General features: G+C 40.6%; 28 protein-coding genes and 1 other annotated feature. Of the genes, 3 read left to right on the top strand and 25 right to left on the bottom strand.

Annotated features, from left to right (window positions below):
• Positions 1–103: 103 nt before the first annotated feature.
• From tgt to ruvA, 4 genes are all read right to left on the bottom strand, one after another.
• Positions 104–1,243, bottom strand: coding sequence for a tRNA guanosine(34) transglycosylase Tgt (gene tgt, locus BGM26_RS11085; protein ID WP_217039870.1), 1,140 nt, complete (start codon positions 1,241–1,243; stop codon positions 104–106).
• A 30-nt stretch (positions 1,244–1,273) separates the two neighbouring features.
• Positions 1,274–2,302, bottom strand: a complete 1,029-nt coding sequence (queA, locus tag BGM26_RS11090) for a tRNA preQ1(34) S-adenosylmethionine ribosyltransferase-isomerase QueA (protein ID WP_217039871.1) — start codon at positions 2,300–2,302, stop codon at positions 1,274–1,276.
• A 42-nt stretch (positions 2,303–2,344) separates the two neighbouring features.
• Positions 2,345–3,346 (bottom strand): Holliday junction branch migration DNA helicase RuvB, encoded by a 1,002-nt coding sequence (gene ruvB, locus BGM26_RS11095; protein WP_217039872.1) that lies wholly within the window; start codon positions 3,344–3,346, stop codon positions 2,345–2,347.
• Positions 3,347–3,509: 163 nt separating this feature from the next.
• Positions 3,510–4,118, bottom strand: a complete 609-nt coding sequence (ruvA, locus tag BGM26_RS11100; protein WP_217039873.1) for a Holliday junction branch migration protein RuvA — start codon at positions 4,116–4,118, stop codon at positions 3,510–3,512.
• 133 nt (positions 4,119–4,251) lie between these two features.
• Here ruvA and BGM26_RS11105 point away from each other — a divergent pair, with 133 nt between their 5' ends.
• The gene (locus tag BGM26_RS11105; protein WP_217039874.1) at positions 4,252–4,764 is read left to right on the top strand and encodes a YgdI/YgdR family lipoprotein; all 513 of its coding nucleotides are present in this window, start codon (positions 4,252–4,254) and stop codon (positions 4,762–4,764) included.
• A 60-nt stretch (positions 4,765–4,824) separates the two neighbouring features.
• On the opposite strand, the gene BGM26_RS11110 is transcribed toward BGM26_RS11105, so the two are convergent.
• From BGM26_RS11110 to nadB, 7 genes are all read right to left on the bottom strand, one after another.
• Positions 4,825–5,391 carry an intercompartmental signaling factor BofC gene (locus BGM26_RS11110; protein ID WP_217039875.1) on the bottom strand — a complete coding sequence of 189 codons (567 nt, stop codon included), beginning with the start codon at positions 5,389–5,391 and terminating at the stop codon, positions 4,825–4,827.
• A 158-nt stretch (positions 5,392–5,549) separates the two neighbouring features.
• Positions 5,550–6,293 carry a YhcN/YlaJ family sporulation lipoprotein gene (locus tag BGM26_RS11115; RefSeq protein ID WP_217039876.1) on the bottom strand — a complete coding sequence of 248 codons (744 nt, stop codon included), beginning with the start codon at positions 6,291–6,293 and terminating at the stop codon, positions 5,550–5,552.
• 285 nt (positions 6,294–6,578) lie between these two features.
• On the bottom strand, positions 6,579–7,565 hold the full coding sequence (locus BGM26_RS11120; RefSeq protein WP_217039877.1) for a phosphotransferase: 987 nt from the start codon (positions 7,563–7,565) through the stop codon (positions 6,579–6,581).
• Positions 7,549–9,273 carry a SafA/ExsA family spore coat assembly protein gene (safA, locus tag BGM26_RS11125; protein ID WP_217039878.1) on the bottom strand — a complete coding sequence of 575 codons (1,725 nt, stop codon included), beginning with the start codon at positions 9,271–9,273 and terminating at the stop codon, positions 7,549–7,551. The genes BGM26_RS11120 and safA overlap by 17 nt, the downstream gene beginning before the upstream one ends.
• A 171-nt stretch (positions 9,274–9,444) precedes the next feature.
• Positions 9,445–10,551, bottom strand: coding sequence for a quinolinate synthase NadA (gene nadA / locus BGM26_RS11130; RefSeq protein ID WP_217039879.1), 1,107 nt, complete (start codon positions 10,549–10,551; stop codon positions 9,445–9,447).
• Between the two features lie 37 nt (positions 10,552–10,588).
• Entirely contained in the window at positions 10,589–11,428 is an 840-nt protein-coding gene (nadC, locus tag BGM26_RS11135) for a carboxylating nicotinate-nucleotide diphosphorylase (RefSeq protein WP_217039880.1), read from the bottom strand.
• Positions 11,397–13,055: an L-aspartate oxidase gene (nadB, locus tag BGM26_RS11140; protein ID WP_217039881.1), complete on the bottom strand. Its 1,659-nt coding sequence runs from the start codon at positions 13,053–13,055 to the stop codon at positions 11,397–11,399. The genes nadC and nadB overlap by 32 nt, the downstream gene beginning before the upstream one ends.
• 326 nt (positions 13,056–13,381) lie before the next feature.
• Here nadB and BGM26_RS11145 point away from each other — a divergent pair, with 326 nt between their 5' ends.
• Both BGM26_RS11145 and BGM26_RS11150 read left to right on the top strand, forming a co-directional pair.
• A complete protein-coding gene (locus tag BGM26_RS11145; protein WP_217039882.1) occupies positions 13,382–14,521 on the top strand; it encodes an IscS subfamily cysteine desulfurase in 1,140 nt (379 codons plus the stop codon).
• A gap of 68 nt (positions 14,522–14,589) precedes the next feature.
• Positions 14,590–15,126, top strand: a complete 537-nt coding sequence (locus BGM26_RS11150; protein ID WP_217039883.1) for a transcription repressor NadR — start codon at positions 14,590–14,592, stop codon at positions 15,124–15,126.
• Between the two features lie 42 nt (positions 15,127–15,168).
• Here the strand turns inward: BGM26_RS11150 and pheA are convergent, their stop codons facing one another.
• The 14 genes from pheA to mreC all read right to left on the bottom strand — a co-directional run bounded on the left by pheA (position 15,169) and on the right by mreC (position 26,147).
• Complete coding sequence (pheA, locus tag BGM26_RS11155) at positions 15,169–16,041, bottom strand: prephenate dehydratase (RefSeq protein WP_217039884.1); 873 nt, start codon at positions 16,039–16,041, stop codon at positions 15,169–15,171.
• A gap of 106 nt (positions 16,042–16,147) precedes the next feature.
• Positions 16,148–16,603 (bottom strand): ACT domain-containing protein, encoded by a 456-nt coding sequence (locus BGM26_RS11160; RefSeq protein ID WP_217039885.1) that lies wholly within the window; start codon positions 16,601–16,603, stop codon positions 16,148–16,150.
• A 23-nt stretch (positions 16,604–16,626) separates the two neighbouring features.
• Positions 16,627–17,916, bottom strand: coding sequence for a GTPase ObgE (gene obgE, locus BGM26_RS11165; RefSeq protein WP_217039886.1), 1,290 nt, complete (start codon positions 17,914–17,916; stop codon positions 16,627–16,629).
• A 60-nt stretch (positions 17,917–17,976) separates the two neighbouring features.
• Positions 17,977–18,528 (bottom strand): sporulation initiation phosphotransferase B, encoded by a 552-nt coding sequence (locus BGM26_RS11170; RefSeq protein ID WP_217039887.1) that lies wholly within the window; start codon positions 18,526–18,528, stop codon positions 17,977–17,979.
• 147 nt (positions 18,529–18,675) lie between these two features.
• A complete protein-coding gene (gene rpmA / locus BGM26_RS11175) occupies positions 18,676–18,969 on the bottom strand; it encodes a 50S ribosomal protein L27 (RefSeq protein ID WP_217039888.1) in 294 nt (97 codons plus the stop codon).
• Positions 18,970–19,314, bottom strand: coding sequence for a ribosomal-processing cysteine protease Prp (locus BGM26_RS11180; RefSeq protein WP_217039889.1), 345 nt, complete (start codon positions 19,312–19,314; stop codon positions 18,970–18,972).
• Between the two features lie 11 nt (positions 19,315–19,325).
• A complete protein-coding gene (gene rplU, locus BGM26_RS11185; protein ID WP_217039890.1) occupies positions 19,326–19,634 on the bottom strand; it encodes a 50S ribosomal protein L21 in 309 nt (102 codons plus the stop codon).
• Positions 19,635–19,647: 13 nt separating this feature from the next.
• Positions 19,648–19,727 (bottom strand) — a sequence feature (ribosomal protein L21 leader region).
• A 53-nt stretch (positions 19,728–19,780) separates the two neighbouring features.
• Positions 19,781–21,247 (bottom strand): Rne/Rng family ribonuclease, encoded by a 1,467-nt coding sequence (locus tag BGM26_RS11190; protein WP_217039891.1) that lies wholly within the window; start codon positions 21,245–21,247, stop codon positions 19,781–19,783.
• 46 nt (positions 21,248–21,293) lie between these two features.
• Positions 21,294–22,160 carry a M50 family metallopeptidase gene (locus BGM26_RS11195; RefSeq protein WP_217039892.1) on the bottom strand — a complete coding sequence of 289 codons (867 nt, stop codon included), beginning with the start codon at positions 22,158–22,160 and terminating at the stop codon, positions 21,294–21,296.
• The gene (locus tag BGM26_RS11200; protein ID WP_217039893.1) at positions 22,153–22,923 is read right to left on the bottom strand and encodes a M23 family metallopeptidase; all 771 of its coding nucleotides are present in this window, start codon (positions 22,921–22,923) and stop codon (positions 22,153–22,155) included. The genes BGM26_RS11195 and BGM26_RS11200 overlap by 8 nt, the downstream gene beginning before the upstream one ends.
• A gap of 153 nt (positions 22,924–23,076) precedes the next feature.
• Entirely contained in the window at positions 23,077–23,880 is an 804-nt protein-coding gene (minD, locus tag BGM26_RS11205; RefSeq protein WP_217039894.1) for a septum site-determining protein MinD, read from the bottom strand.
• Between the two features lies 1 nt (position 23,881).
• Complete coding sequence (minC, locus tag BGM26_RS11210; protein WP_217039895.1) at positions 23,882–24,559, bottom strand: septum site-determining protein MinC; 678 nt, start codon at positions 24,557–24,559, stop codon at positions 23,882–23,884.
• Between the two features lie 191 nt (positions 24,560–24,750).
• Positions 24,751–25,266, bottom strand: a complete 516-nt coding sequence (gene mreD / locus BGM26_RS11215; protein ID WP_217039896.1) for a rod shape-determining protein MreD — start codon at positions 25,264–25,266, stop codon at positions 24,751–24,753.
• A complete protein-coding gene (gene mreC, locus BGM26_RS11220; RefSeq protein WP_217039897.1) occupies positions 25,263–26,147 on the bottom strand; it encodes a rod shape-determining protein MreC in 885 nt (294 codons plus the stop codon). The genes mreD and mreC overlap by 4 nt, the downstream gene beginning before the upstream one ends.
• Between the last annotated feature and the right edge of the window lie 177 nt (positions 26,148–26,324).

Consider the following 26,324-nt stretch of genomic DNA (forward strand, 5'->3'; position numbering starts at 1 on the left):
ATACCTTTTTACATTCATCTCACCACTTATAGAAGTGGAAGACTTTTGCTGAATAAAGTTAAAAGTCGTTCAAAAAAGATGGTCTTTATTTGAACACTTATTGCTAGAAGTTTTTCGCATTTGGTTTATTAAAGCCATAACGTTCGAAAAATTCTTCTCTAAAGTCGCCAAGACGATCTTCTCTAATCGCTTGTCTGACTCCTTCCATTAATTTTAACAGAAAATAAAGATTGTGGTAAGTTGTAAGACGAATTCCGAATGTTTCGTCACAGCGAATCAAATGCCGGATATAAGCGCGGCTGTAATTTCGGCATGTGTGACAATCGCAATTCTCATCAATTGGCCCGAAATCCCTTGCGAATTTCGCATTTTTCACAACTAATCGTCCATTGCTTGTCATCAGTGTACCATTACGAGCAATTCTCGTAGGCAGCACGCAATCAAACATATCGATTCCGCGAATCGCACCATCTATTAATGAGTCAGGCGACCCTACTCCCATTAAATATCTAGGCTTGTCCGCCGGTAGCAATGGAGTCGTGAAATCTAGCACCCGATTCATGACATCTTTCGGCTCGCCTACAGATAATCCTCCTACAGCATACCCGGGAAAATCAAGAGAAACAAGATCTTTTGCACTTTGTTTTCGCAGTTCTTCATATTCGCCACCTTGCACAATTCCAAATAGGCCTTGGTCATTTGGGCGTTTGTGTGCATTTAAGCATCGTTCTGCCCAGCGGGAAGTCCTTTCAACCGACTTCTTCATATATTCAAAAGATGCCGGGTATGGCGGACATTCATCAAATGCCATCATAATATCTGAGCCAAGGGAGTTCTGAATTTCCATCGCTTTTTCCGGTGATAAAAATAATTTATCTCCGTTTAAATGATTGCGGAAATGGACGCCTTCCTCCTCGATCTTGCGAAATTCACTTAAACTAAAAACCTGGAATCCCCCTGAGTCGGTTAATATCGCACGATCCCAGTTCATGAATTTATGCAGCCCGCCTGCTTCCTCGACAATTTCCTGTCCCGGACGCAGCCAGAGATGATAAGTATTGCTCAAAATAATTCCGGCGCCCATTTCAACTAATTCTTCTGGAGACATTGTTTTTACAGTGGCTAGAGTTCCAACCGGCATAAAAACAGGAGTTTCAAAGGAACCGTGCGGCGTATGAACACGCCCAAGACGAGCTCCTGTTTGCTTACATGTTTTAATTAATTCATAGCGAATAGCTGTCATGATATTCTCCTTCCATTTCATTTGTTCTAATTATAGGATCAGCATGGCATCTCCAAAGCTAAAGAAACGGTAACGTTCTTCAACAGCCTCATGATAGGCATTCAAAACGTTATCCCGGCCTGCTAATGCGCTGACAAGCATGATAAGGGTCGATTTGGGCAAATGAAAATTAGTAATCATTCCGTCAATCGCTTTAAATTCATAGCCCGGATAAATAAAAATATCCGTCCACCCGCTTGCCTCTGTAAAACGGCCATTTTGTGCAGTTGCAATCGTTTCCAGTGTTCTAGTAGAAGTCGTTCCAACTGTAATAATTCTTCCACCTTGATCCCGAACATCATTTAACAGCCTAGCCGTACCTTCAGTCATTTGATAAAACTCTGAGTGCATCTCATGCTCGTTTATATCTTCAACATTAACCGGGCGGAAGGTTCCGAGCCCAACATGAAGAGTAATAAAGGCAATATGTACACCGTTTGCTGTTAATTCTTCAAGTAATTTTTCTGTAAAATGAAGGCCAGCTGTCGGTGCAGCTGCTGATCCCCTCTCACGAGCGAATACGGTCTGATAGCGATCCCGATCATCTAATTGCTCTTTAATATAAGGAGGCAATGGCATTTCCCCCAATTGCTCGAGAACTTCATAAAAAATTCCTTCATAGTGAAACTCAAGAAGTCTGCCTCCATGCTCTGAACTGCCTACACACTCGGCGGTCAGGATTCCATCCCCGAATTCAATCTTTGTGCCTTCTTTAACACGCTTCGCAGGTTTGATGAGTGTTTCCCAAACATCGCCTTCTTGCTGTTTTAATAAAAGCACTTCTATCTTTGCACCTGTTCCTTCTTTTTCACCGAACAGTCTCGCAGGCAAAACCCTTGTATCATTTAAAACAAGACAGTCCCCTGGTTGCAAATAATCTTTAATATTTTTGAAGATATCATGTGTTATTTTTCCTGTTTGTTTATCCATCATCATTAATCGGCTACTTGCTCTCTCTTCAAGAGGCGTTTGTGCAATTAGCTCTTCTGGTAAATGAAAATCAAATAAATCTACTTTCATGTTGTCACCTATCTTTATATTTAGCAGTTTTCTTAGTTACCTTTACTCCGCAGGTATCTCCATCTGAAAATGGCGGTATACGAGATCTGTTACCAATCTCCCCCTTGGCGTACGTTGAAGAAAACCAATTTGTAATAAATATGGTTCGTAAACATCTTCAATTGTATGTGCCTCTTCTCCAATCGTTGCCGCAATCGTTTCGAGACCAACGGGGCCACCACGGAATTTTTCAATAATCCCTCTTAGTAATTTATGGTCAATATGGTCTAGGCCTAAACGGTCTACCTGCAGAAGCTCCAACGCTTCTTTTGCCTGTTCCTCACTAATTTCCCCATTTCCTTTCACTTGAGCAAAGTCCCTTACCCTTCGCAAAAGCCGATTAGCAATACGGGGCGTTCCTCTTGACCTTCTGGCAATTTCTGCAGCAGCAAAATCTTCAATTTCAGTATCTAAAACATCTGCTGTCCTCAATACGATGTCTTTCAATTGAGACTCATTATAGTATTCCAGTCTGCTGAGAACCCCAAACCGATCCCTTAATGGAGCCGACAATGAACCTGCTCTTGTCGTAGCACCCACTAATGTAAATGGCGGAAGGTCAAGTCTTACTGATCTGGCACTCGGACCCTTTCCGATTACTATATCAAGACAGAAATCTTCCATCGCAGGATACAAAACTTCTTCAATCGTTCTTGGCAGACGGTGGATTTCATCGATGAATAATACATCACCTGGCTCTAAAGCTGTCAGAATGGCAGCCAAATCACCCGGTCTTTCGATTGCCGGGCCAGCCGTCGTTCGAATATTTACGCCCATTTCATTGGCTATAATCGCAGCAAGTGTTGTTTTCCCCAAGCCCGGAGGACCGTATAAGAGTACATGATCAAGTGTTTCCTGCCGCATTCTTGCTGCTTTAATAAAAATCTCAAGGTTATCCTTCACCTTATCCTGCCCAATATATTGTTTTAAGTTTCGAGGTCGCAGACTCTGTTCAAAAGACATATCCTGAATATCAGCCTCGCTAGATATTATCCGCTCTTCCATTGATCCATCATCCTCCTACACTAAAACAATTCCGTTTTTCCAAGGCAACCTAATTATTTTAGGCTGTTTTCGCATATATTGTTGCTTTAGCCTACAAAGTTTGCCCGTTGATTTACTAGATAAATTTCACATTATAAAAGCAACAAACTTTACGAGAATAGCCTTATTTTAAAAGCCTTTGGAGAGCTTTTTTTATGTATTGGTCTGTTGTAAGCTGTTCTTTTTTCAATTCAGGTGAAATCTTGTTAATTTCTTTTTCTGAATAGCCGAGTGCTTTTAATGCAAGCATCGCTTCTTCAAATTCTGAATTGCTGTTTTGCTGCAGCTGTATTTTATCCGCGGAGAATAAATCCGGAAAAAAGTCAGGGACAACATTTTGCAATTTTCCTTTTAAATCAAGGATCATTTGTCTTGCTGTTTTCTTTCCTACTCCTGGAAACTTCACAAGAAAGGCTTCATCTTCATTTTCAATCGCCTGAACCACTTGTTCAGGCTCGCCAGACGCAAGAATGGCCATGGCACCCTTTGGGCCAATTCCTGTTACATCTAACAGTTTTGTAAAAAGCTTTTTTTCTTCGCGAGAATGAAATCCGTATAACGCCATGACATCTTGTCTAACATGATGATATGTAAACACTCTTACTTCCTGTCCATATTCATATGTATAGCTAAACGGATTCGGAGTTAAAATTTGATAGCCGATACCATTATTTTCGATGACGATAAATTCAGGCCCGATAAATTCGACCCGGCCTTTAATAAATTCAAACAATACCTTTCGCTCCTCTGATTTGCTGTACACCATTGTATCATACTTTTTTCAGGTTTATTGAAAAAAAAGTTGCAAAAAAAGATTCGATTTAATTATAATGAAAAATGTTTTTAAAAAGATCGGAGGTCATTAAATGAAAAAATTATTAGCACTTTTAACAATTTTCTCACTCTTATTCGCAGTAGCAGGATGTTCATCAAAAAAAGAAGAAACAACCAATAAAGGTACTGAGGAAAAAGCGGCCGGGTTAACGGATACGGTTAAATCAAAAATGTATAATTCCGTTCGGGTTGCTGAATTAAAGGTGAATGAAGTATTCCATAAAGAAACGGCTGGTGATGGAGAAATACCTATCATTAACGGAAGCTTTGCTGAAGATAATAAAGCTGTTGAATTTTTATCCAAATACTACAGTGAAGAAGTAGCAAAAGATATTTATGCTCACTATGCAACAGTTAAGAAAACAGCAGAAGGACAAATGATTATTAATGCGGAACCTTACTTTACTCCTTCCTTTCTCGAAACAAGCCAGCAAGATGTAACAATCGAAGGTGACGAAAAGAAGGCAACGATAAAATCAGCAGGAATGACCTACCATGTTGAATTAAAGGATGGACAATATATTATCACTAGTGTGGAAAAATAAATAAACGAATGTCCATGTTTAACATCGAAATAGACCGGCTTTAAACCGGTCTATTTATCTTTAATTCGCTTGCTTTTCTGATTTAGAATAAGTTTTGAATGCTTCCAATACTTCAACATACTGATCCTTTGTTTTTATCGGTATCCCCTTTTTTAATTCCTCACATTTTTTGCTTTCTAGCCGCCCTAGATCAATTTGAAAAAAAGATTGAATGATATTCATCTTTTGCGGTCTGCCGTTGAATATCGTTAAAACCCCATCATCTGTAATCCCAAAATATCCATTTGCTTTCAATAACGGTGAGATATCGTCCATTTGCTTGCGAAAAACCATTTGATCTTCGCCCATATCAATTAATTCCCATTGATCATATTTTGCCCAAAAGTCTTCCTTGGACCAAATCGTTTCAGTTACCACTTCTTGACTGATTTCTCCGTCTAAATACTTTCTTTCTAATATGACGATCATATTAAACGGACCGTTTATCTCCTCTTGTATCTTCGGTTGAACATTAGCCGATGCATGATTTTTTTCGGTGTCGCCTTCTTGCATACCAATAGATTGAAAGAGAATAAAAGGAACGGCAATGTAAATTGCTAATATAGAAGAAGCCCAATGGGTTCTCATATACGATCACCTCGGAGCCTAAATTTTGTTTCATCTCAATATTTATTTTGGCCATATTTTTCAAGCTTATCCAGATATTTTTAACAGATTTTGAAATGGCTGTGCAAATGAAAAAAAGAGCAAAGCGAATTCGCTTGCTCCCTTTTTCATTTCCAGGGCTATCTGTTTCTGATGGGACGGAATAAATTTTGGATATCTAAGTCAATTTGTTCCCTCGGTCCGCCATCCCTAAGGTCATTATCGATATTTCTAATCCGGCTGAATGTTGCTTGATCTGTTATGATTGTGTCTGTATCTACATTTGTATATGGCAGGACAGCATGACGTATTTTGGCTTTTGTTTCTCCCTCCCGACTGTAGTCTGAAAGGAGAACGCCAATTAGTACATCATTGCCATACACGATTGTACGAACATCTGCTACATTATTTACCGATTTCGCAGCATTGCTAATCTGTTCGGAAAGATTCCCTTCATAAGCATGATAATAGGAGCTGCGGGCATTTCGAACATTATTTCCTAAATGTCCATGATAATTGATATCATCACGGCTAAAAAGGTGATTATTCCGATCTATCCGATTGTCCGTTACCTGCCTAAGGGGATGTCCCGGGTCAGCATTTAATCCCTCTGTCTTTACCTGAAGTATTCCTCTTCGATTACGATTATTCTCACCTTCCAAACCGAGTGAATGGTCCATTATTTCCGTAACTGGTCCATCATTATCATCAAGAATCTGGGCGTTTCCGCCGTTAGTCCGATGGTTTTCATTGGAATAATAGCCCACTGGCTGAACATTTTTAGGACGGCTGCCGTGAACCCCTGATCCATCAGTCGCCCCGCAACCTGCTAAACCGATTGACATCAAAGCAGCTATCGGAAATACTGCCAGTTTCTTATTCAAGCGCAAAACACCCCTTCATAAAAGATCAAATTCGACTTGACGGATTTGCGCCCAGATTTTTCCCTTAGCTTGCTCGATAAAAAATCTGAGGCGTCCGCCGGAGGCTTAACTTTATTCAGCCAGGGTTTGAACCCCCACTGTATTGATTACCTATTTGCATTCATCTCGCCACTTATATTGTTTAGAGACTTCTGCTGAATAAAGTTAAAAACATGAGCAATCTGCTCTTTAGTAGGGTTTCAGCAAATGGGTATTTTCATTCTGACAGTTAACTCCAATTTATTTTTACTTTTTATCAAGCTGATTTTTTAATTCTTTGAAAAACCCCTGCCTTTCCGAAAATTGACCAACTGTCATGTCTACTAATTGCCGGATCTTCAGCGGCTGTAAATACGTTTTTTCTCTAATCGTTCGATTCCATTCTCTAAAAATATCTGTCGGAAAAGCAAGTGCATAAAGGAAACCTTTTTCATTAAGAAAGGGCTTCATTTTCCTATACCCGGATAAATCTCGAAACGACCAATTCAAAAATGGCAGAATTCGATTTGCATATTGAAGATAATCGCCATGGGGAGTTCCAAGGCTTATTAAATCAAAATCAATTAAAAAAAGATCATGATTTTTGGCCCGTAAAAAATTATGATGAGCCACATCACCATGAAGAATCACTTTCCTTCCATTTTGAAATAGATGTGATTCTTTTTGTATTCCTTGGATAGACCAATTCATCCAAACGAGTAATTCATGGATAATTTCATTTTGAATAAAATATTTGATAATAGGTAAATTATTCAAAAAAACAGCCGCCCTTTCCTGCCATTTTTCAATTTGTTTAAAAGCAGGAATAATTGAATGATATCGATAGAATAATTTTTCTGTGGCAGTATGGAATTCATCTAATAAATCAAGCCCCTCTAGCCGGTTTTTTGGCAGGTGATAAGTAAATAACTGATTAGAGGGATGGATATATTCAAGACATCCATAATAATTTTGTTCAAAATATAGAGGGGGGTCTTCGGCAAATTGATAAAATGTATTTGTTTTTTTAAATCCTTCCTGAATTAAGGAAGCTGAAAAGGCTTCTTGTAATTTCAGCTTGCTATATGACGAGAAGCCTTTTAAGATAAAGGTTCGATTTTTGGCCTTCACTAAATGGACCTGCTGTCTAATTGGCTGGATTTCATCAATTGGAAAATCAAACTGCTCTTGTAAATAGGAGAAGAGACGATTATGAAAAAAATCGTCTCCTCCATTGTTAACCGTCGAATTCACTGCTTTCCTCGATACTGCGCGGCATTCCGAATGGATATCCCCCCGTTGGTCCGTATCCATATGGATTAGCGTAAGGTGCAAAACCAGCTGGCGGACCATACGGCGCTGCCCCCATTCCATAAGGTCCTGGTGCAAATCCTGGACCATATCCTCCCATTGGCGGCATTCCTCCACCACATCCACAGTCTGCTTCTATACCCTTAACGCCCTGAGCAGGCATTAATGGCATCTGGCTTTGTGTTGGCATTAACGGCATTTGACTTTGTGCCGGCATTAACGGCATCTGGCTTTGTGTTGGCATTAATGGCATTTGGGCCATAGGTTCTTCCATGACGCCCTGAACTTGTGGCATTACACCCATTGGCGGATATCCGCAAGGCATCTCATAAGGCATTGGTTCACAAAAGCCTGGCCCTGGCATAACCGGGGATACTGGGATCATTTCGTACGGTGGACATGGATAACCATACGGTTGTTCCATCATCGGTGCTGTATATGTTGGCTGTAGCGGCATTTGATATTGAGTTTCTTCCACCCCCATAACAGGTGCAGGCATTTGTGCTTGTGCAGGGCTAGTTAGCGGCATTTGATGCTGCATTTGGTGATGCATATGGTGATGCATATGATGCGGCATTTGGTGCATTGGCATATGAGAGGAAGATTCCATATATCCATGGCTTTCAACCCCGGCCATGCCATAATGCGGCATTTGATGTGGCATTTGATACATCGGCATTGTCGCACCTTTTACATGTTGCATTGGCATGGTTTCTGCTGCTTGAACTTGCGGGTATGGCATTTGGTACTGCGGATATCCACCAGTGAAACCAGGTCCGGGCATTGCCGGAGAGACAGGGTATAAACTACTAGGTTGGTATGGATACATCGGCTGATAATAACCTCCTTGTTGTGTATGAACAAATGTTTCACTTTCCACATATTCTGGATATTCTTCAGCAATTGGTTTAACTTGAGGGAGAATATTTACTGGTTTAGGCGGGAGCTGTGGCGCCGGCTGCTGGACTGCTAAATTGGCCATGTTCATCATGTAGTAATTACTCATGTCTACTTCCGGCATAATGGGCTTAGGCATTTTTGGAGCGTATGGTTTTACTGGCATCTCCGCTTGAGGTGACACCATTTTTGGTAATTGCTTCGGTGTTTCCATTTGCGGTGATACCATTTTCGGCAATTGTTTTGGCATCTCCATTTGCGGGGATACCATTTTTGGCAATTGCTTTGGCGTTTCCATTTGTGGTGATACCATTTTCGGCAGCTGCTTTGGTATCTCCATTTGTGGGGATACCATTTTCGGTAGCTGCTTTGGCATCTCCATTTGTGGGGATACCATTTTCGGCAATGCCTTTGGTATTTCTTTCGGAGCCACGATTGGGGCTTCTTTTACTGGCATTGCCTTTGGAGCCTCAACAACAGGCAATGTAATCGGTTTTTCTTTGGCAAAAGGGTGTTCGGCTTTTGGCATTTCTTTTTTAGCACCCATATGAATCTTTGCTTCCGGCACGCCCCCAATCGGAGCTTCTTTTTTTATGGATCCCCCTGGTCCAGGGATTTTTATTTTCATACCGGGCATAATCATATCAGGGTTGCTGAGCTGTGTATTCATCTTTTTCAGCTCTTCAAAATTCACGCCGTACTTCTTGGCGATCTTCCAAAGAGTATCCCCTTTTTGTACGATATGGATCTTCACTCTGATTTCCCCTCCTATGCGTAAGTCCATATAGTGTATGATCAAATGGGCAAATTGCTAACACTCTACATAAAAACTTATGCGTTTTTTATTAAATTTATGAGAGGAGTGCAGATTTTCATGTTTATACAAAAATTATACTTACCTAAAAAAACCTCCTAGAAGGAGGTTTTATGATTGAACGAGCATTCGATCTAATGCCAGCTTAGCAAATGTTGCGACTACTTCTTCTACTTCAATAAGATTTTGTTCTTCGCCCCGCTCGATTGTATCCAGGCACCAGGCTAGATGCGGTAAATCGATTCGATTCATTGTCAAACATGGACACATATGCGGATTGAGGGAAATAATATGTTTATCCGGATGCTGCTGGATAATGCGATTCACTAGGTTCATTTCCGTCCCAATCGCCCATGACGAACCTTTTTCTGAATTCATGATTGCTTCTATTATATAATTGGTAGATCCCGCCATGTCTGACAAAGCAACAACTTCCCTTGTACATTCAGGATGGACGATGATCTTCATATCTGGATAATTTCGACGGACATCCTCTATATTTCCCACAGTAAAATTCTCATGGACGGAGCAGTGCCCTTTCCAAAGGATGACTTTAACTTTTTCTATTGGTCCATCGAATTCCAATTCGTCTGTCATAGGGTTCCATACAGCCATTTCATCTAGCCCAACACCTAAATTAAAGGCTGTATTCCTACCTAAATGCTGATCAGGCAAAAATAATATTCTTTCCTTTTGTGCAAAAGCCCATTGAACCATTTTTTCCGCATTTGATGAAGTAACCGTAGCTCCTCCGTTTTGGCCAACAAAAGATTTAATGGCAGCTGTCGAGTTCACATAAGTTAAGGGAATCATTGTCTCGCCAAACATCTCGCCCAACTTCTCCCAAGCTCTTTCTGTTTGAAATATGTCAGCCATGTCTGCCATTGAGCAGCCAGCACGCATATCCGGCAAGTAAACTTTTTGCTTGCTCGTCGTCAAAATGTCAGCTGTTTCAGCCATAAAATGGACCCCGCAAAAAACAATATGGTCAGCTTCACTATTTTCTTCAGATAACTGGGCAAGCTTTAATGAATCACCCGTTGCATCAGCAAATTGAATAACTTCATCTTTTTGGTAGTGGTGTCCAGGAATAAACAATTTGCTGCCAAGCTTATTTTTTATGAATCTTACTCTTTCCTCCAGATCTGTCACAGTCATATTTCGATATTTTTCTGGAAGAACATTTGACTTTTTTTCTGCCGTTTGAAAAATATTCATACCGCTTATCCCCTTTTTTTGCGTATATTTTACACCTTTAATCTTCTATGATAACTTTCACACTGATATCTAAAGATTTTACCGAGTGGGTTAAGAATCCGAGTGAAATATAATCGACACCAGTCTCCCGATATGCTGCCAAATTTTCCAATGTTATTCCCCCAGATGCTTCCGTAATGATTCCCTTGGGAACATATTGGATCCATTCTTTAATTTCGCTCGGCTGCCTATTGTCAAACATAATGACATCTGCTTTTGCAATAACTGCTTCTTGCACCTGGGCTTTCGTTTCTGTCTCGACCTCAACTTTGACCATGTGCCCGATGCTTGAACGTACAGCCTCAACAGCCTTTGTTATGGTACCTGCAAAAGAAATATGATTGTCTTTGATCATCACTGCATCGTAAAGCCCGAAACGATGATTATACCCGCCACCACATCGAACCGCGTACTTTTCGAGCATTCTTAATCCCGGAGTCGTTTTTCTAGTATCACAAATTTTTGTAAGGGAACTATTTAAAACAGAGACTGCTTCTCTCGTTTGTGTAGCAATCCCGCTCATTCGCTGTACAAGATTCAGAATCACCCGTTCTCCTTTTAATAAATCGGTAACAGCCCCTTTAGCTTCAGCAATAACTTGCCCTTTTTCAATCATCTCACCATCCTTAGCCGTCATTTCAACTTTTATCCTAGGGTCAAGGATCGCAAAGCCCTGCCGGATGACTTCTCCCCCGCAAAAAACGCCATGTTCCTTTGCAATAAAAACGACTTTTCCCTTCTCTGCCTCACCGAAAATCAGTTCACTTGTTACATCACGGTCCCCGATATCCTCTAAAAAAAATTGTTCAAGTTGCAAGCGCAGTTTCAATTTGTTCATGCTTCCCATCCTTTTCTTTTTTTCGGCACTGAACGATCTGCTTTCTTAACCAAAAGTGATTATTTTCACATGGATAATCTTGACGAAAATGCCCTCCGCGACTCTCTGTTCTTTTCAAGGCGGAATCAGTAATGAGCCATGCAGTCATAAGCATAAATACTCTGGACATTTCTTTAATTGTTAGATGGTCAAGTCTCACGTCTAGCCAATTTTTCATGCTAAAGCTTTCTAGCCATTCTTTCTGTTGTATTAGACCTTCTTTCGTCCGAAATATCCCCGCATGATCCATCATTGATGTTTGAATCGCATGAGCGGAAGGCAATTGATCGAAACAAAATTGTAAGGTTTGATAGGAGAGATCAGTGATGGGACAATCAGCAATTTGCGATTTACTGTTTTCCATCGTAAGCTCTGCCTCGAATCGTTCAGAAAAAACGCGTCCAAATGGATCACTGATTGGCTGTGTGTTGATCCATTCTGCTAGTTTTTTCCCAAAAAATAACCCTTCTAATAAAGAGTTGCTTGCAAGCCGGTTCGCCCCATGAACACCTGTGCACGCTGCTTCACCAATTGCATATAGCCCTTTCACACTGCTTTTTCCAATTAGATCCGTCTTGATGCCCCCCATTAGAAAATGACTGCCCGGAACAACTGGAATCATTCCTTTCTTTACATCAATCCCCCTTTGTTCGCACAAAGCAGTTACTGTAGGAAATTTGCCCTGAAAATTAACCACGGCGGAAATATCTAAAAATATTTGGATTCCCTTTTTTAAATAGCTGTAGATCGATTGGGAGACGATATGTCTTGGTGCTAGATCGCCAAGAGGATGAACGCCAGCCATAATCGGTTTTCCATCTTCCGTCACAAGACGCCCACCCTCGCCTCTTACTGCCTCTGACACGAGCCCGGCAGCTTTTCCATTTGCATAAAGAAGGGTCGGATGAAACTGAATGAACTCCATATCAGTGATTTCAGCCCCTGCAAGGTAGGCGAGTGCGATCCCATCACCAGTAACAGGTTCCGCATTTGAAGTGTAGCTATATAACTGCCCGCACCCACCGGAAGCAATGACAATATGATCGGCAAAAAAAGTTTCCGTTTTGCTGTCCAAGTCCTTGCCCTTCACACCGACACATCGATTCCCGGATTCATCTAGCAATAACTCATAAACAAAGATATTTTCGATGATTTCTATATTCGTATTTATTTGCGATGTCATAAATTGAATAAGCGTTCTCCCGGTTGCATCCCCGCCCCCGTGGACAATTCTATTTTCACTGTGTGCCCCTTCCAGCCCAAGAAGGAGTTCCCCGTTTTGATCTTTATCAAACATGCAGCCCTCATTTAAAAGGCCATTAATTAGAGAAGGGGCCTCATGTGTTAACGCAAGAACTGCCTCCGGATCATTATGGAATCTCCCTGCTTCAAGTGTATCAAGATAATGCTTTTCCGGATGATCGCTTTTTCCGATGGCAACCGCTACACCGCCTTGAGCAAGATAAGAGTTGCTATTGTTCAAATATGACTTTGTGAGAATAATCACATTCATATCACAGCGAAGGCTTTTGGCCAATTTCAAAGCCGCAATACCGCTGCCAATAATTATGACATTGGTGTTTTTCATCTTTTACCTCCTGTTTTACAGGTGTCTTGACACCTATATTTACATAGATTTAAACTTATGACAAGTGTTTTTTTAGTTTAGTTGTTTTACATCCTATTAAAGTAAGGCTTTGTTAAACTTGCCTGTTGATTTCCATTCCAGGCGCTTCGCTTTCCGCGGGGCGGGCAGTGAGCCTCCCCGGCGCACTGCCCTGCGGGGTCTCACCTGTCCCGCTGCTCCCGCAGGAGTCTACGCGCCTTCCGCTCCAATCAACAAAGTGCAAAAATCAATATTGAGCTTTAACACAACCTAAAGTAAAAATAGATTATTGAAAGCTGGTGTGAAACATGAAATATTTCGATTATGCAGCCACTTGTCCACTAGATGAAGAAGCAGCGCAAGTTTATGTAAAAGCCGCAACTGAATATTACGGTAATGCACAAAGTCTTCATGATACAGGCAGTCAAGCTAAGGAGTTATTGGAGAATTGCCGTCATGAATTTGCCAAGTTGCTTGGCGTAATGAAAGAAGGAATTTATTTTACAAGTGGTGGTTCTGAAAGCAATTTTCTTGCTATTCAATCGTTATTATCTTCAAGCTTAAAAAAAGGGAAGCACATAATAACAGGGATTGCGGAGCATTCTTCCATTTTAAGCACATTGGAAAAATTAACAGAGGATGATTATGAGGTGACCGCACTCCCGCTAAATTCACTAGGCCAAATTGATTTGGAGCAGGTCAGAAATGCGATCAGAGAAGATACAGTGTTAATCACCATCCAGCACGGGAACCCGGAAACTGGCATCCTGCAGCCGCTCGAGGAAATAAATAAGATTTGCAAAGAACATCAGATTCTTTTCCACAGTGATTGTGTCCAAACATTTGGAAAAGCGGAGTTAAAAACCGTTGCTCAGTTTGTTGATAGTTTATCCATTTCCGGCCATAAATTTTACGGACCTAAAGGAACGGGTGCTGTTTATATTCATCCGCGCTTTCATTGGAAAGCATTTTATCCAGGGGCTTCCCATGAAAAGGGCTTTAGACCGGGAACAGTGAATGTACCTGGCATCGCAGCAATGACAGTCGCAGCACAAAAAGCACTGGGTAATCTTGAAGACCACATAAAAAAAGTTCACGTACTGCGTAAAACATTTCTTAACGCCTTAGACCCTATAAAGGAAAACTGTATTATTTATGGTTTATCTGACTCTAGGCAGCTCCCATCCACGATCGGAATGAGAATAATAGGGCTTGAGGGACAATATGTCATGCTTGAGTGCAATCGCTACGGATTTGCAATTTCGACGGGGAGCGCTTGCCAGGTGGGGATGCAGTCGCCTTCGAAAACAATGAAAGCAATGGGCGTTTCAGGAAAAAGTGGCAAAGAGTTCATCAGAATTTCATTTGGATGGAAAACAACAGAAAGGGAGACACAAGAATTAGGAGAAGCACTTGTAAAAATTGTTAACCAATCGGTACGGACCTAATGGGATTTATTGTTGATCTGCCATTTATGATAGAATGAATATTATTGGGATGTAAGGGAGAATAAAAAATGAAGGAACAAAAGAAGGTGCTTGGTGAGGAAAGAAGAGAGCTACTGCTCCGACTTTTGCAAGAAAAGGGAGAACCGATCACAGGCAGCGAGCTCGCATCGAGAACGAATGTGAGCAGACAGGTGATTGTCGGGGATATCACGTTGTTAAAGGCAAAAGGGGAGCCCATTATTGCTACAAGCCAGGGATATATGTATTTATTGCAACCATCACATTCCCCTGCTGTGGAACGGACGATTGCTAGTTCCCACCCTCCAGAAGGAACCGAGGAGGAACTTAACATTCTTGTCGATTACGGTGTAACCGTAAAGGATGTTAAAATTGAACATCCGGTATATGGAGATTTAACTGCCTCTGTCATGGTATCCAACCGGAAAGAGGTAAAACAGTTTATGGAAAAAATCAAATCAACTAAAGCCTCTTATTTATCTGAACTTACCGGTGGAATCCATCTTCATACCATTTCGGCAACATCTGAACAGAAGCTAAATGAGGCGGAACAAGCATTAAGAAGAGCAAACTTTTTAGTCGAATAATAGAAAAGGATCCGTCATCCGGATCCTTTTTCTATTATTTCACTATTTCAATAGCGCTTTTTTCATGCCAAGCTGATAGTAGGGGTAATTCCCTAAAATCTTCACTTTACAATCCAGTGCCTCTAATTCCGCGACAACACCAGGGATTAATACCTCGTCTTGCTTCATATCGACATCGATGATAAAAAAGTAATTTCCCAATCCTGTTTTCGTCGGCCTCGATTCGATCTTTGATAGATTTAAATTGCGCCAAGCAAAAGCAGACAACACTTGATGGAGGGAACCTGAACGATCTGATGGCAGCGTGATCATAACAGTTGTTTTGTGGCCTTTAAATGACTTTTTTTCCTCACTAAAGGGAACTTGTTTTTTGGAAACAACAATAAAACGCGTATGGTTATAATTAAAATCATGTATATCCTCGCGAACAATCTCGAGTCCGTAAACTTCTGCTGCTAACTCGTTAGCAATAGCTCCTCCCTTCACTTGCGGATTGTCCTTAATATACTGGGCCGCTGCTGCAGTGGAAGTTGTATTTTCAGTCGGAATCCCCTTTAGTTCTTTATGTAAGAACTTATGGCATTGGGCAATCGCATGTGAGTGGCTATATATAACACCCGTTTCTTTCCATGTATCTTTATTATCTGGATGAACCATAAAATGCTGGCGAATCGGGGAAGTAATTTCACCAATAATTGGCAAATCCACTTCATGGACTAAATAATCAAGAGTAATATTCACGGAGCCCTCAAGTGCATTTTCAAGAGGAACGACCGCCATTTCGATTTCATCTGCCATTAATGCATCGAAACAATCAGGAATCGTTGGATATGGAAAAGATTGTTGCTCTGGAAACATTTCCCGAACAGCAATATCTGTAAAGGTTGCTTTCGGACCTAAAAAGCCAATTTTCACGGTTTTCTCCTCCTTCAGAACACTTATAATTATCGGTTAATAATACCACTTTAAATAATGTATGTAAAAGAAAAAAAATAGGGCCGGAGCAGCCGCATAAAAAATTTTATGCGCCTGACCCGAGCACCTCTACTTTTTCAACGAATTCCAATCTTCTTAGCCTCGTCAATAATTCTTCAATTTCGATGTCCAACCCAATCGTATTCAAAGATAAAGTCACATTCGCTCTTCCTTGCAACGGGATGGTTTGATGAATCGTCAAAACATTACAGCCAGATGAAGCTACAACACTTAATAAATGGGATAATGTGCCTGAGCGGTCTTCAAGATGAAAGAATAATGAAATGATACGTTCCTTAACAACCGTATGAAAAGGAAAAACTGTGTCCCTGTATTTATAGAATGCACTTCTGCTTAAATCGACTTTTTGAACTGCGTCCCATACAGATTCCGCTTTTCCCCTTTCAATCATTTCTTTTGCATCTAATGTTTTCTTCATAGCTTCAGGTAAAACATCTTCCCTGACTAAATAAAATTTTTTATCGAATTTATCTTGTCTCATTTCCCACGCCGCCTAACCTGAGATTAATCCATAAACTCGAATTCATATTCCATCAGCTTAACCGTATCCCCGTCTTTTGCTCCTTTTTCACGAAGGGCATCATCGACTCCCATGCCTCTAAGCTGTCTTGCAAATCGACGGACAGATTCATCCCTTGAGAAATCAGTCATCACAAACAGTTTCTCAATGGCATCACCTGATACGATAAAGGTGCCGGCTGAATCCCTTGTTATCACGAATTCTGTAGCTTGAGCTTCATGCTTGTAAACCACGCGATGGACGCCTGTCTCCTCTTCTTCATGCAGAAGCGGGAATTCAGGTGTTGCTTCAATTTTATCAGCAATAGCAAATAACAATTCTTTCAGCCCTTGTCGTGTGACTGCTGAAATCGGGAAAATCGGATAATCTTCCTCCAATTTTTCTCTGAATTTTTGAAGGTTTTCTTCCGCATCCGGCATTTCCATTTTATTTGCAACAATAATTTGTGGTCTTTCAGTCAATCGTAAATTATACTCTCGTAACTCTTTATTAATTGTTAAATAGTCTTCGAACGGATCTCTGCCTTCAATTGAGGCCATATCAATGACATGAACAATCACCCGAGTACGCTCAATATGCCTTAAAAATTGGTGACCAAGCCCAACCCCAGAGTGAGCACCTTCAATTAATCCCGGAAGATCCGCCAGTACGTAACTCCTGCCGTCTTCAGTTTCTACCATCCCTAGATTAGGGACGATCGTCGTGAAATGATAATCCGCAATTTTGGGTCTAGCGGAAGATACGACTGATAAAAGCGTTGATTTTCCGACGCTTGGAAATCCGACTAGCCCTGCATCAGCCAAAAGTTTTAATTCGAGAACGACTTCCCTTTCATACCCAGGCTCACCATGCTCAGACAATTCAGGTGCCGGGTTTGCTGGTGTAGCAAAGCGGCTATTCCCTCTTCCGCCCCGGCCCCCTTTTGCAATGACGGCTCTTTGGCCATGCTCCGTTAAATCGGCAATAACTTCATTCGTTTCTGCATCGGTAACAACAGTGCCAGGCGGAACTTTTACAACCATATCTTTCGCATTTCTGCCATGCTGGTTTTTGGACATTCCGTGTTCTCCACGCGGCGCTTTAAAATGGCGCTGATAACGGAAATCCATTAGTGTGCGGAGCCCTTCGTTCACTTCAAAGATTACATCTGCTCCATTTCCACCATCACCGCCAGCCGGCCCACCTTTTGGAACATATTTTTCACGGCGGAAAGCAACCATTCCGTTGCCTCCATCTCCGCCCTTTAGATAAATTTTGACCTGATCGACAAACATATTTTATTCCTCCTGTCTTGGCTGTCTATCATACTGACAGCAAGAACCGAATGTTTCGATTTATTGGGTAAGATCCCCATAATCATTTACATTAAATTCCATCGAGAGTTCTTGCTCCGTTATTACATGAACTTTTATTTTCGGAGAAGAAGACGCCTCTCTCAAGAAAAATTCAAGTTGTTCTCTATCTGTTATTATCCCTCTAAAATCAAAAAAGAAACGAGTGGCTTCTTTTTGGGGATCGATTGTGACGGATAAATGATTTTCGTCAAAGCAATTGATGGATGAATTCAAGCAGGCAAAAAAAGAACTCGTCCACTTTGCAAGCCACTCATCATTCAAATAATCGCATTTTGAACCGTCTAAAACGTCATATTCCAATTGAAACAAATGATTTTCCCAATTATAGGTGAGAAGCAATGAGGCGAATTGGGGAAGATTCAAGTTTGAAAGCTTTGCCTCGGCTTGGGCTTCCATAACAATTTCGTCAATAATTTCTTTTGCTCGGTCCATTTTATTGAGGGCCAAATTTCCTTTTATTAGTTGGATTTTATTTAACCAGTCGTGCCGTGCATAGCGCAGCACCTCGATCACATTCCAGTCTTTATTCATAATGTACTCCTACACGGGTTATTAAGAGTAGTATATCAAAAAAGAGTGAGGGCGTAAGCAAATTTTAGGAATTAATATAATTACTGCTAACGAAAAAGGCAAAAAGAAAACTCTAACCTTAGGTGGTTAGAGTTTTCCATCAAAAGCTTACGCTTCTTGAGCTGCAGGATATACGCTCACTTGTTTGCGATCACGGCCTAAGCGTTCAAACTTAACAACGCCGTCAACTTTTGCAAATAGTGTATCGTCGCTACCTTTACCAACGTTTACTCCAGGGTAGATTCTTGTCCCACGCTGACGGTAAAGGATAGAGCCGCCAGTTACGAATTGCCCGTCCGCACGCTTCGCGCCAAGACGTTTAGCGATTGAATCACGACCGTTCTTTGTAGAACCTACTCCTTTTTTAGAAGCAAATAACTGAAGATCTAATTTTAGTAACATTTATTCCACCTCCTGCTTTTTGAAGGTTATTTTAATATGCTGTCCGTATTCTTCTTCAATCGTCCGCAATGATACAACCATTCCTTCTAAAAGAAGCTGAATTTTCTCATCTGTATCTGCCGGAATAGTATCCGGAATCACACAACTGAGAAATCCGTCCTCCTTCTGTTCAATCTCGGGAGTAATACCGGTTAGGGCATGTACTGCGTTAATTGCACCAATCGAGACTGCTGATACGCCCGCACAGACGATATCATTTCCCCTCTTGGCGAAAAAGGCATGGCCGCTTACTGTAAATGATTGAATCGTTCCGGATTGTTTACGATGAATCGTCACTTGAATCATTTTTGATCGCCTTAAGCGTTGATTTTTTCAATCACAACTTTAGTGTATGGCTGACGATGACCTTGTTTCTTATGATAGTTTTTCTTCGCTTTATACTTGAAAACAATGATCTTTTTCGCACGACCTTGTTTTTCAACTTTAGCTGTAACAGTAGCACCTTCAACAACAGGGCTTCCTACTTTTACACTTTCTCCGCCAACGAAAAGAACTTTATCAAAAGTAACTGTTTCGCCTGCTTCTACGTTAAGCTTTTCGATGTAGATTGCTTGACCTTCTTCTACTCTTACTTGCTTACCACCAGTTTCAATAATCGCGTACATGAACTGCACCTCCTCTTAAACTAAGACTCGCCATCTTCAGGCGTTTTACCGAAGTAAAAACTTATCACCTGTTCTGAGCGGTTGTAGCACGGGTGCTACAAACATAACATAAGAATCCTATCATAAAATGACTAAGAATGTCAATATCATTTTCTTTTTAACTCAGCTGCTTTTCCAAATTGACGAATTTCGTAAAATGGCTTTTCTGAATTTGAATCTACAAAAATAACTTCCAAGCCAGTTAACTCTTCAATTCTTCTTTTATGGATATTCTGTTCGCCTGAAAAAGTCTTTTGCACGTCAATAGAAGCGTGAATCAGGACAGCCTCATAATCTCCGCCACGATGCTCCCATAGCTCTCTTTCCAGCCGAAAAGCGACCGTTTCTGGACTTAATATCCTTCCAGTCCCTTCACATGTAGGGCATCTCACAGTCAGCGCTTCAGAAATGGCGGGCTTCGTTTTTTTCCTTGTTAGCTGGAGAATTCCAAGTGGAGTAAACCCAATTAGGTTTGTCCGTCTCTCGTCTTTCTTTAATTCTACTTCCAATTTGGAGAGAATATGCCTCCTATCCTTCTCCTCTTTCATATCAATAAAATCAATTAAAATCATGCCTCCGATATCTCGGAGACGGATTTGCCTCGCTACTTCCATCGCGGCCCATTCATTGGTTTTTATGACTGTCTCACGAAGATCATACTTTCCGGCATATTTTCCTGTATTCACATCAATAACGGTTAGAGCCTCTGCTTCATCAAAAATTAGATAGGCGCCATTTTCCAGCCAGACAATTCTTTTTAACGCTTTTTCAATTTCATGTTCAAGCCTATAGGCTGAAAAAATATTTTCTTTCCCGCTGTATAGCTGTATGGGAAGATGGCTATTTTTTTGAATAGCGGCTTTCGTGTCCGCATCATCCACGATGATTTCGCCAGTCTCCATTTTCTTAATTTCTTCCAATACATCATCTATAAAAGCATTGCGTTCAAGTAATTTTCCGGGTTTTTTTAAGGATTCCGCCTTTTGCAGCACTCCTCTGTAATCCTGACGCAATTTCTTTAGTTCTACCGTCAAGTATCCTTGGTCGATATTTTCGCAAGAGGTTCGAAAAATTAAGCCCTCTTCAGGCTCTTTCATTTGATAGCCAAATTGGCGCCACTTCTCTCGAGTAAGACTGTCTTCCATTTTTTTTGATACAGCGACATATCGTCCGTGAGGCATATAAATCAAATTGCTCCCTTGGAGTTCAATCACGCCAGTAAGACGAGGTCCCTTAGTTCCTGTCGCATCTTTTTCAACTTGAACAAGGAGCTTTTCTCCTTGATGGACATAAGAAGAAATGCTACGGGCATCTTTTACAGCCTTTTCATCATCCGCAATGACAAATGAAGCTAGTTTATCCCGGTGCAAATACCCGCTTTTTCCCTCGCCAATTTCTACAAAAGCAGCATTCATCCCGGGAAGCACTTTTTCTACAATCCCCAAATAAATATTCCCGACCGATGAATGTTGTTTTGGCTGATTAATCACAAGCTTTTCAACAACCTGATCCTTCAATAAAGCATATCGTTTTTCCCTTGTTAAATTATTTATAATGATCGTATTCAAATCCATTTTCCTCACTTCAAAACATTATTCGACAAAATTCGGGTGGTGCCTTTCACCATGTATACAGTAAATCACCAACACGCGCAGTGACGATTTTTTCTGTAAAGTACGCATGCAGTAATTCATTTTCGTCCAGGCTGCCTTTTTCTTTTCCGTCTTTTTCAATAATAATCGGATGCTTGCACCCGCGTTGGAATTTTTCTAGCACATGAATGACCATTTCCTCTTCTTTTACAACAAGTGGCTTTAATGTACGGAAATCACTATTATTTCCGTAATACCTTTCAAGGAGAAAACGAATAAAAACATACCTGCTTTGCTTCCATTCATAATAAAGAGAAAACAGCAAAAAAGCGAGGACAACCCAAATATTCAAGTTAATTGGTGAAGTAATGAAGAGAACTACAGCAAATACAGCCATACAGCCTACAGAGATTTGCAGAGCTTTCCGGTGGGCTATCGGAAATGCATAGTAAAGAGACATCCATAGAAAAATTAATTTCCCGCCGTCAAGCGGCCAGACTGGCAAGAGATTAAATAGCAAGATCATGAGATTGTACTGTATAAATAGCTGATAAATCCCCTCAGGCAGCAAAGAGAACTGAAAGAGAACATATGCCAGACCCATCATCCATAAATGTTGGAGTGGCCCAGATAAGATCACGATGACCTCTTCCTTTAACGGCCGATTCCCATGTTCATCCATTTCCGCAACACCGCCAAATGGCAAAAGAGCAATTCTTTTAATCCGCCACGAAAAAAAAGACGCTGCAGCGGCATGTCCCATTTCGTGTACAAAAATAATCAGCAGTAAAAGCGACAACTCTATAAAGTGAGCGGTGGCAATCGCTATCCCGATTACTGCCCATAGGAGCGGGTGGATTTGAATATATTTTAACAATCCTATGAATTTATTCAAATGGGATCACCCGAATCGGATCAATGAAATCATCATCTTTTTTAATAGCGAAATAAAAAGAACCATTCATTCCATCTTTCGTATCAGTTGAAGTGCCCAGCTCTGTTCCTTTTTCTATTTGTTCAAAAAGATTTACGTTGATTTTATCTAAATTGCCATACCAGGATTCACTATTATCAACATGTTTAATAATAACTGTTTTTCCAAAACCGTCTTTTTTCCCTGCAAATTTGACGAGTCCTTCACTCATTGCTTCAACAGCAGCTCCCTTACCAGTTTCAATTGTAATTCTTTGCCCGTTCACTTCAAAGTTCTCGAGAATTCTTGCTGATGCAGGCAAAGCGTACTCCTTAGTAGGGGAGGAACCATCTTTCTTTCCGTCGATGGAAGGTAACAAGGCCAGTGGCTTACCGAACTGTTTTTCATACCAGTTTGAAACAGCAACAAATTGAAAATCCTCATTCATGGATGATTTAACAAAGTTCCTAGCTGGTTCTAATGGTGTAGCTTCATTCTTAAATAGGATGGCGACAATAAGAAATAAACAGGCAGAAGCAAGTATTTTGAAGATAAACCATTCTTTGCGAAATAATGGATGCTCGCCTTCTCCCGTCTTCCCTTCATAGGATGAGAGTTTACTAAATCCATATCGTTCTTCATCTTCTGCCCATAAAACATGATGATTCGTATTTTTCGTCATCCTGTCACGTTCTTTTTTTCTTTGTGTCATCCGTTTCCGAATATCATCCGCTCTTGATCTCATAATCTCCCCACCATTCCCTTTTAACCATTTTGTACAAGTCTATGAGTTGTCCAAAAAGAGTATGACTCATTGGGAATGAACAGAAGAAATTATTAGTGAAAGAAACGTATAAAAAACAAAGCCAGGGAATTTTCCCTGACCTTCTCATATCTTTTATTTAACGCCAAAAAACTTTTTAATTTTTGTAAAGACGCCTTGATTTTGTTCGTCAAGTGATTGGAGTGGGACTGATTCACCCAAAATTCGGCGGGCGATATTCCGGTAGGCGATGGACGCTTTACTGCTAGGATTCATCGCGATAGGTTCCCCATGATTGGAAGCTCTTATTACTTCATCATCATCAGCGACAATTCCAATTAAATCAATGGAAAGATGGGCAGCAATTTCATCGACATCGAGCATATCTCCATTTTTCATCATTTGACTGCGAATGCGATTGATAATTAGTTTAGGTGCCTCAACATTCTCTTCTTTTTCAAGTAATCCAATAATTCGATCCGCATCTCTAACAGCCGAAACTTCAGGTGTTGTAACAACGATTGCTTTATCCGCACCGGCCACCGCATTTCGATAACCATGTTCAATCCCGGCTGGGCAATCAATGATGACATAATCATAGTCTTGCTTTAAGTCTTCTACTAAAACTTTCATCTGCTCTGGATTTACCGCCGTTTTATCACTCGTTTGAGCAGCTGGCAATAAATAAAGCAAATCTTCAAATCGCTTATCTTTTACTAGGGCTTGGTGAATTTTGCAGCGGCCTTCTAACACATCGACAAGGTCATAGATAATACGATTTTCAAGTCCCATAACAACATCTAAATTCCGGAGGCCGATGTCTGTATCAACGAGGCAAACGCGTTTTCCTTGCAGGGCTAAAGCTGTTCCAACATTGGCAGAAGTCGTTGTTTTACCGACTCCCCCCTTACCGGATGTGATGACAATTGCTTCTCCCATCCTAGTATCCCCCTTCCAATCTTGAAATATTCGGTCTAAGATGCATTAAAACTTGCAATCTATCAACAGTTATTTGCTCCTGATCATTTATGTAAGCACATTCCATTTCCCTTTTCTCATCATCCTGAGCTTTATCAGGCGCTCTAGTAATGCAATCGCTAATTCTTATTTGTGAGGGCTTCATAATGGAAGCGGCAACAATTGCTTCTTTGTCTCCGTAAAAGCCTGCATGGGCAATTCCTTTCAATGTACCCATAATAAAAATATTACCGCCAGCAATTACTGTTCCCCCCGGGTTAACATCCCCAACGAGCAGCAAATCGCCCGGCACCTGCAAAACCTGTCCAGATCGAATAATTCTGGCTACAGAAACAATCTCATTTTCTTCTTTTAATTTGACTGCCTCTTCTTTCGTTATCACATTGGAACTAATCGAATCAACAACAAGATTTTTCTTATGTCTGATTAATTCTCTTAATTCCTCCTCCTGCTCATTTGTTAATAGTCTATTCCCAACCTGAACCTTCACCGAAATCAAGCGGTCTTCACGGGATCTGGCACTTTCCGTAAGTTTGTGGTCCAATTCTTTTTTCAATTCCTCATAAGAGCAGGAATCATCAAGATGCAGTGTTAATCCATCCTTCGTTCCTTTAATTGTTACATTTTGGAATTTCTTCATGTCAAGATGTTCACCTCAATTAGAAAAGCGCAAGCGCCGACAAGCATAAATCTAGCCGGCGGGTAAAACTTGTACCTTTTAATAAAAATAATTCGACAGAAACCTCGTAAATTCCTTTTTGACACAAAATAATTCGTCCAATAATAAAGTTTATCGACTCTTACTGGTTCCAGGCTCTCCCCATCCGATCGTTAATCGTCTAAGTCTATTGCAAACTTTTCTAAATGCTTTTTAAGAGGAAGGGAGGCTACGATGATAAAGATTACATTCAATAAGGATGTTGGAAGTAATCGCAGCGATAGATAGCTAGAAAAATCCATATGTGTCCGATGAATTAAAAAATTCATTTCATATGCGCCCAACTCTAAGAGCATAACTCCAATAATAGCAACGAAAGAAACCATTACGATATTTGTCTGCAATATTTTCAACAGCTTGGAACTGATATAAATAACTAATGGAAACAGAAACAGATAAATGCCAATGATTTCAGTATAAACAATATCGAATAATAGTCCGAATAAAAAACCATAAATAATCCCATATTTCTTCGATCCATAAGCGGTCAAAAATAACAACGCGACCATTAAAAACCGTGGGACAATGATATGGTTACTGCCAAATAGCGCAAAAGGAAATAATTCAACAAAGATACTTTCTGAAACAAAAAGAAGCATCAATAAAAGAGGAAGAAGGAATCTTCTCACAGTTCCTCCTCCTTATCATCAATCATATCCGCTAAATCAGGCTGCACTGCGCCTCTTTTCACAACCATTACATGCTCAATGTCGTAAAAATTCGCTCCAGGCTTTACATATGCCGTCTGGGTGAGCCCATACTCAGCGGGAACTACTTCTACCACTTTACCAATTGGAAGGCTCTTTGGAAACACTCCGCCCTTTCCGGAACTGATCACATTCTGCCCTTTTTCAACCTTGGAATCAAAGGGAATGCGCTTCATTAATAAGAGACCTTTTTCATTATCATATCCCTCGATGAATCCGAAGATGCTTTCGCCATCAGCCTGAATTTCCGCAGAAATTCGATTAGTAGGGTCCATTGAACTTAATAGCTGGACGGTAGATGTAAAGGACCGGCTGTTTTTCACCTTTCCGATTAACCCCTGTGCCGTAATAACAGCCATATTTTTTTTAATACCATCTTTTGAGCCCTTATTTATAATTAGCAGTTCATTCCATTTATCTGGATTTCTGCCAATAACAGTCGCCTGTCTCGGTTCAAACGCGCTTAAGGCGTCTTTTTTATCGAGAATTTCACGAAGCTCCACATTGTCTTTTTTAAGCATTTGCACTTCCGACTCAAGCCGTGCAAGCTCTTCAAGCCGTGTTTTTAATTCTTTATTTTCGGTATATGTATTTTGCAAGTCTTGCACATTTTCAAAAAAACCGGCAACATAATGAACGGGCCGTGAAACACCGGCTTGTATCCAACCAGTTGTATCCTTTATGAATTGCTCAGGCCAGCTTAACTGTGCACGTTCCCTTAATGAAAACCCGATTAATGCCACGAGAATAATGATGCTGACAAGCAACACAATCAAGCGTTTATTCAAAAAGAACTGTGGCATTCCTTCCACCTCGATTTATTTTTTGTGTAAAGAAATGGGGCGGATTTACGCTTAACTTATTTAGTTTAGCCAATCTTTTTGGAAATTTCCCTAATATTGCTCGAAAGTCCAGTAAAGTTTGGCTTCGCTTACGCCGCCTTATTCGGTTCGTTTGGTTGTAAAAACTAAAGTTATTTT

The sequence above is a fragment of the Bacillus sp. FJAT-29790 genome (genome assembly GCF_019039215.1).
GTDB lineage: Bacteria > Bacillota > Bacilli > Bacillales > Cytobacillaceae > Cytobacillus.

Coding starts and splice junctions, on each gene's coding strand:
- tgt (WP_217039870.1), bottom strand. CDS start 1,243: ATGACAGCTATTCGCTATGAATTAATTAAAACATGTAAGCAAACAGGA.
- queA (WP_217039871.1), bottom strand. CDS start 2,302: ATGAAAGTAGATTTATTTGATTTTCATTTACCAGAAGAGCTAATTGCA.
- ruvB (WP_217039872.1), bottom strand. CDS start 3,346: ATGGAAGAGCGGATAATATCTAGCGAGGCTGATATTCAGGATATGTCT.
- BGM26_RS11105 (WP_217039874.1), top strand. CDS start 4,252: ATGAAAAAATTATTAGCACTTTTAACAATTTTCTCACTCTTATTCGCA.
- BGM26_RS11110 (WP_217039875.1), bottom strand. CDS start 5,391: ATGAGAACCCATTGGGCTTCTTCTATATTAGCAATTTACATTGCCGTT.
- nadA (WP_217039879.1), bottom strand. CDS start 10,551: ATGAATATTTTTCAAACGGCAGAAAAAAAGTCAAATGTTCTTCCAGAA.
- nadC (WP_217039880.1), bottom strand. CDS start 11,428: ATGAACAAATTGAAACTGCGCTTGCAACTTGAACAATTTTTTTTAGAG.
- nadB (WP_217039881.1), bottom strand. CDS start 13,055: ATGAAAAACACCAATGTCATAATTATTGGCAGCGGTATTGCGGCTTTG.
- BGM26_RS11145 (WP_217039882.1), top strand. CDS start 13,382: ATGAAATATTTCGATTATGCAGCCACTTGTCCACTAGATGAAGAAGCA.
- BGM26_RS11150 (WP_217039883.1), top strand. CDS start 14,590: ATGAAGGAACAAAAGAAGGTGCTTGGTGAGGAAAGAAGAGAGCTACTG.
- BGM26_RS11160 (WP_217039885.1), bottom strand. CDS start 16,603: ATGAGACAAGATAAATTCGATAAAAAATTTTATTTAGTCAGGGAAGAT.
- obgE (WP_217039886.1), bottom strand. CDS start 17,916: ATGTTTGTCGATCAGGTCAAAATTTATCTAAAGGGCGGAGATGGAGGC.
- BGM26_RS11170 (WP_217039887.1), bottom strand. CDS start 18,528: ATGAATAAAGACTGGAATGTGATCGAGGTGCTGCGCTATGCACGGCAC.
- rpmA (WP_217039888.1), bottom strand. CDS start 18,969: ATGTTACTAAAATTAGATCTTCAGTTATTTGCTTCTAAAAAAGGAGTA.
- BGM26_RS11180 (WP_217039889.1), bottom strand. CDS start 19,314: ATGATTCAAGTGACGATTCATCGTAAACAATCCGGAACGATTCAATCA.
- rplU (WP_217039890.1), bottom strand. CDS start 19,634: ATGTACGCGATTATTGAAACTGGTGGTAAGCAAGTAAGAGTAGAAGAA.
- BGM26_RS11190 (WP_217039891.1), bottom strand. CDS start 21,247: ATGGATTTGAATACGATCATTATAAATAATTTAACAAGGGAAAAACGA.
- BGM26_RS11200 (WP_217039893.1), bottom strand. CDS start 22,923: ATGAGATCAAGAGCGGATGATATTCGGAAACGGATGACACAAAGAAAA.
- minD (WP_217039894.1), bottom strand. CDS start 23,880: ATGGGAGAAGCAATTGTCATCACATCCGGTAAGGGGGGAGTCGGTAAA.
- minC (WP_217039895.1), bottom strand. CDS start 24,559: ATGAAGAAATTCCAAAATGTAACAATTAAAGGAACGAAGGATGGATTA.
- mreC (WP_217039897.1), bottom strand. CDS start 26,147: ATGCCACAGTTCTTTTTGAATAAACGCTTGATTGTGTTGCTTGTCAGC.